The sequence below is a fragment of the Pseudonocardia nigra genome (genome assembly GCF_019396355.1).
GTDB classification, from domain to species: domain Bacteria; phylum Actinomycetota; class Actinomycetes; order Mycobacteriales; family Pseudonocardiaceae; genus Pseudonocardia; species Pseudonocardia nigra.
In genome coordinates this window covers 1-4,898 of record NZ_JAHKRK010000350.1, presented here as the reverse complement: position 1 = coordinate 4,898, position 4,898 = coordinate 1, and the positions used below count along the sequence as shown (strand labels likewise).

Here is a 4,898-nt window from a genome sequence, read left to right as displayed (position 1 = left end):
TCGCGGTGTCCGGTCGGGCAGCAACGGCTCCAGCCGTGCCCACTCCGCGTCGGTCAAGTCGTGGCGATCAAGCACAGAAGAGATCTACCGCAGCCCACCCGCATGATCCACGGGACACGCTCTAGTGCGGGGTGCCAGCACCTACGCTCGCTCCCCGTGACGACGGAGGATCTGCTGGCGACCGACCGGGCCCATGTCTGGCACCCCTACGCGCCGATGCCGGCCCGGTCGGCGCCGCTCGTGGTGGAGTCGGCCGCCGGCGTGCGGCTGCGCCTGGCCGACGGGCGCGAGCTGGTGGACGGGATGTCGTCGTGGTGGGCCGCGATCCACGGCTACGCGCACCCGGTGCTCGACGCCGCCGTGCGCAACCAGCTCGGCGCCATGAGCCACGTGATGTTCGGCGGCCTCACCCACGGCCCGGCGGTGGATCTGGCGCGGCTGCTGGTCGACATCGCCCCGGGCGGACTGGAGCACGTCTTCCTCGCCGACTCCGGATCGGTGTCGGTGGAGGTCGCCATGAAGATGTGCCTGCAGTACTGGCGGTCGCGGGGCCGCCCGGAGAAGCACCGGCTGATGACCTGGCGCGGCGGTTACCACGGCGACACCTTCGGCGCGATGAGCGTGTGCGACCCCGAGGGGGGCATGCACGCCCTGTGGCGCGACGTCCTGCCGCAGCAGGTGTTCGCCGGGCCGCCGCCCGCCACGTTCGAGACGGCGTACGTGGCCGAGCTCGCCGAGCTGGTCGAACGGCACGCCGACGAGCTGGCCGCCGTGATCGTCGAGCCGGTGGTGCAGGGCGCGGGCGGCATGCGCTTCCACGACCCGCGCTACCTGCACGTGCTGCGCGAGCTGTGCCTGACCCACGATGTGCTGCTGGTCTTCGACGAGATCGCCACCGGGTTCGGGCGCACCGGCGAGCTGTTCGCCGCCGACCACGCCGGCATCGCCCCCGACGTCATGTGCGTCGGCAAGGCGCTCACCGGCGGATACCTGACGCTGGCCGCCGCGCTGTGCACTGGCGAGGTTGCCCGCGGGATCAGCGACGGCGAGGCGGGCGTGCTCATGCACGGGCCGACGTTCATGGGGAACCCGCTCGCCACTGCCGTCGCGGGGGCGTCGACCCGGCTGCTGCTGGAACGCGACTGGCGGGCCGACGTGCGGGCGGTCGAGGCCGGGCTGCGCAGCGGCCTCGCCCCGGCGCGGCACCTCCCCGGCGTGGTCGACGTCCGGGTGCGGGGAGCGATCGGCGTGGTGCAGCTCGACGGGGAGGTGGACATGCCGGCGGCGACCGCTGCGGCCGTGGACACGGGCGTGTGGCTGCGCCCGTTCCGCGACCTGATCTACACGATGCCGCCCTACGTCTGCACGCCCGAGGACATCGCGACGATCACGGCGGCGGTGGTGGCGGCCGCGTCGGCGGGTCACTCCGGGGCGATCAGCTCGAGCGAAGGGAAGTAGGTCCGGTACCGCGCCGCATCGCGAGTCAGCAGGCGCAGGCCGAGGACGGCGGCGTGCGCGCCGATGAGAAAGTCGGGCAACGTGGACCCGCGGGTACCGCCGCGCGCCCGATACGTCCGGTGGGCGCGGGCGGCCAGATAGGCGGCGGGCCACGGGAGGTTCGCGCGGACGAACCGGTCGTGGGTCAACGCCGCGTCCAGCGCCTCGACCGTCGAGAACCGCAGCGAGACCTCCGCGTAGACGACCTGGTTCACCACCACCGGCCCGCGCTCCAGTGCCTCGGCGAGGTGGTCGGCCGACCAGTCCACCCACGTCGGGTCCCGGGTGAAGAGATCGAGCAGGACGTTCGAGTCGACCAACGTACCGGGGCCGTCCTCAGTCCCCACGCGTCAAGGCCATGATCTCGTCGGTCGTGAGATCGACGTCACCGCGCCCGAGTAGGGCTTCCGCCGTGCGTCGTCCCCGTCCGCCGGGACCCTGGGCAGGAACGATCGTCGCCACTCCGTTCTTCGCCACGACGTCGACCTCGTCGCCGGGGGCAAGGCCCAGCTCGCGTCGCACCTGCTGGGGAATGGTGATCTGGCCCTTGCTCGTGATGCGCACCCGGTAAGAATAGCACCATTCTTACTCCGACCGCCCCGGGTCGTGATGTCAAGATCCACTCGATCTGGTGCTCGGCGCGCCCGGCGAGGCCGCCCGGTTGGACGCGCAGTGGCCGACGCCCCCGACGCCGAGGCGCGCGCCCCCGACCGGGGGGGCCGATCGCATCCCACGGTGTCCAGGTGCTGTCACCGCTGGTGAGCGCCTCGGGGGCTGCCGCCGGAATCCGGCACATCGGACGGAACGGAATCGCCGAGCGGGTAGTTCCAGGTGCGTGACCGCGATCGCCCGACCCGTGCAGCCCGCACCCGCCGACGACCGCTCCTCCCGCTTTCGCGCCGACCTCGGTGCCTCGTTCGTCGTCTTCCTCGTCGCCGTGCCCCTCTCGCTGGGCATCGCCCTCGCCTCCGGGGCGCCGATCATGGCCGGGCTCGTCGCCGCGGTCGTGGGCGGCGTCGTGGCGGGCGTGCTCGGGGGATCCCCGCTCCAGGTCAGCGGTCCCGCCGCCGGCCTGGCCGTGGTGGTCGCCGAACTGGTGGCCCGGTTCGGCTGGGAGACCACCTGCCTGATCACCGCGGGCGCCGGCCTGCTGCAGATCGGCTTCGGGTTCGCCCGCATCGCCCGGTTCGCGCAGGCGATCCCGCCCGCGGTCGTGCACGGGATGCTGGCCGGAATTGGCGTGACCATCGCGCTCTCCCAGATCCACGTCGTGCTCGGGGCCGAACCGCCGACGGGAGCCATCGCCGCCATCGTCGAGCTCCCGGGACAGCTGGCCCGGATCCGCCCCGATGCGGCGCTCGTCGGTGCCGGAACCATCGCGATGCTCCTGCTGTGGCCGCGGCTCCCACGGCGGCTGCGGGTCCTGCCCGGCGCGTTGGTGGCGGTGGCCGCCGCGACCGCGCTCGCGCTCCTGTCCTCGGACGTGCCGCGCGTCGACCTCCCCGGCAACCTGCTCGACGCGATCACGCTGCCGACCCTGCTGCCCGACGTGCCCTGGGCCGGGGTCGTGGGCGGGATGCTCACCGTCGCGCTCATCGCGAGCGTCGAGAGCCTCCTGTCGGCCGTCGCGGTGGATCGCATGCACGGGGGACGGCGGGCGAACCCCGACCGGGAGCTGGTCGGCCAGGGCGCGGCCAACACCCTGTCCGGCCTGCTCGGCGGGCTCCCCGTCACCGGGGTGATCGTGCGCAGCGCCACCAACGTCGAGGCCGGGGCCCGGACGCGCGCGTCGGCGGTGCTGCACGGCATCTGGATCGCGGTGTTCGGGATCGCGCTGGTGGGAGTCGTGGAGCTGATCCCGCTGGCCGCGCTCGCCGGGCTGCTCGTCGTCGTCGGGGTGCAGCTGGTGAAGCCCGCGGACGTGCGCGCGGCCCGCGCCCACGGCGAGCTGCCCGTCTACCTCGGCACGGTCGCCGGCGTGCTCGCGCTGACCCTGCTGGAGGGGGTGGTGATCGGGTTGGTCCTGGCCGGGCTGACCATGCTGCGCCGCGCCGTGCGGGCCCGCGTCCGGATCGTGGAGCCCGACGGGGCCGGCCACGCGGCCGGGCAGCCGTGGCGCGTGGTCGTGGAGGGCACGCTGAGCTTCCTGTCGGTGCCGGTGCTGTCGCGCACCCTCGCCGCGGTGCCCGCCGGCGTGCCCGTCCGCGTCGAGCTCGTCGTGGACTACCTGGACCACGCCGCGTTCGACCACCTCGGCTCCTGGGCGGCGCGCCACCGCGCCGCCGGCGGCGCCGTCGAGGTGACCGAGCCCGGCGCCCCGGCGGCGGTGGGCGAGCGGCCCCGCCACGGGTACGCGACGTGGTCCCAGTGGCAGGAGGTCGACCACGCCCCGCACGCGCCGATCCTCGCCGGCGTGGCCGCGTTCCACTCCGAAGCGGCGGAGCTGGTGCGGCCCACACTCCAGGAGCTGGCCGACGCCCAGTCGCCGAAGGGGCTCCTGCTGTCGTGCGCCGACTCCCGCGTGCAGCCGAACCTGATCACCGGCAGCGGTCCCGGCGACCTGTTCACCGTGCAGAACGTGGGCAACCTGGTCGCCGGGACCTCGGTGCGGGCGGCCCTGCAGTACGCGACGGCGGTGCTGCACGTCCCGCTGATCGCCGTGTGCGGGCACTCCGGGTGCGGGGCGATGCGCGCCCTGCTCGACGAGGGCGAGCGGCCCGCCGACGCACTCGGCGACTGGCTGCGTGCGGGGGCACCCGGCCTGGAGGCGTTCCGGACGGGACACGCCGTGGGGCGTGCCGCGCTGGCCGCAGGGTTCGGCGAGGCCGAGGCACTGGCGATGGTCAACGTGGCGGTCCAGCTCGACGCGCTGCGCGCCCACGGCGTCGACGCCGCGCTGCTCGGGCTGTACTTCGACATCCCGTCCGCGCGCGTGCTCGTGCTGGACGAGGAGGCGCAGGAGTTCCGGCGGCCCGAGTAATCCTGCGCGCCACGGCCCCGGTCGCGACTACCGTGCTGGCGTGCACGCGCCCGTCCTCCCCAGCCAGCTGCACTCCCGGCCGATGCGGGCCGACGACGCCGCCCGCTGGGCGGAGCTGTTGGCCGCGGCGGAGGAGGTCGACCGGCGCGGCGAGAACTACGACGCGCAGGACTGCGCCGACGAGCTCGCCGACCCCGAGGTGGACCTGGAGCGCAACAGCTGCATCGTGCTGGACGGCGAGCGCCCCGTTGCCTACCAGGTGCTGCACCTGCGCGAAGGGGTGGAAGGGCGCCGACTGTTCGCCGAGGGCACGGTGCACCCGGCCCACCGGCGGCGGGGCATCGGCAGCGCCCTGCTCGCCGTCGCGCGCCGCCGCGCCGAGGAGCTCTCGGCCACCCTGACGGTGCGGGTGGCCGAGAGC

The 4,898-nt window shown here is 74.3% G+C and carries 5 protein-coding genes; 3 read left to right on the top strand and 2 right to left on the bottom strand.

All coding sequences use genetic code 11. The features are described 5' to 3' along the window. The first annotated feature begins 156 nt into the window (after positions 1-156). On the top strand, positions 157-1,458 hold the full coding sequence (locus KME75_RS39950) for an adenosylmethionine--8-amino-7-oxononanoate transaminase (protein ID WP_308283485.1): 1,302 nt from the start codon (positions 157-159) through the stop codon (positions 1,456-1,458). On the opposite strand, the gene KME75_RS39945 is transcribed toward KME75_RS39950, so the two are convergent. Both KME75_RS39945 and KME75_RS39940 read right to left on the bottom strand, forming a co-directional pair. Further along, positions 1,422-1,844 (bottom strand): type II toxin-antitoxin system VapC family toxin, encoded by a 423-nt coding sequence (locus KME75_RS39945; RefSeq protein WP_219420195.1) that lies wholly within the window; start codon positions 1,842-1,844, stop codon positions 1,422-1,424. The two genes, KME75_RS39950 and KME75_RS39945, sit on opposite strands and share 37 nt — an antisense overlap. Further along, on the bottom strand, positions 1,834-2,061 hold the full coding sequence (locus KME75_RS39940) for an AbrB/MazE/SpoVT family DNA-binding domain-containing protein (RefSeq protein ID WP_219420194.1): 228 nt from the start codon (positions 2,059-2,061) through the stop codon (positions 1,834-1,836). The genes KME75_RS39945 and KME75_RS39940 overlap by 11 nt, the downstream gene beginning before the upstream one ends. 271 nt (positions 2,062-2,332) lie before the next feature. On the opposite strand from KME75_RS39940, the gene KME75_RS39935 reads away from it, so the two are divergent. Next, positions 2,333-4,477, top strand: a complete 2,145-nt coding sequence (locus KME75_RS39935) for a SulP family inorganic anion transporter (RefSeq protein WP_308283484.1) — start codon at positions 2,333-2,335, stop codon at positions 4,475-4,477. Between the two features lie 40 nt (positions 4,478-4,517). Beyond that, positions 4,518-4,898: GNAT family N-acetyltransferase (locus KME75_RS39930; protein ID WP_219420193.1), on the top strand; the 381-nt coding region annotated here is incomplete at its 3' end.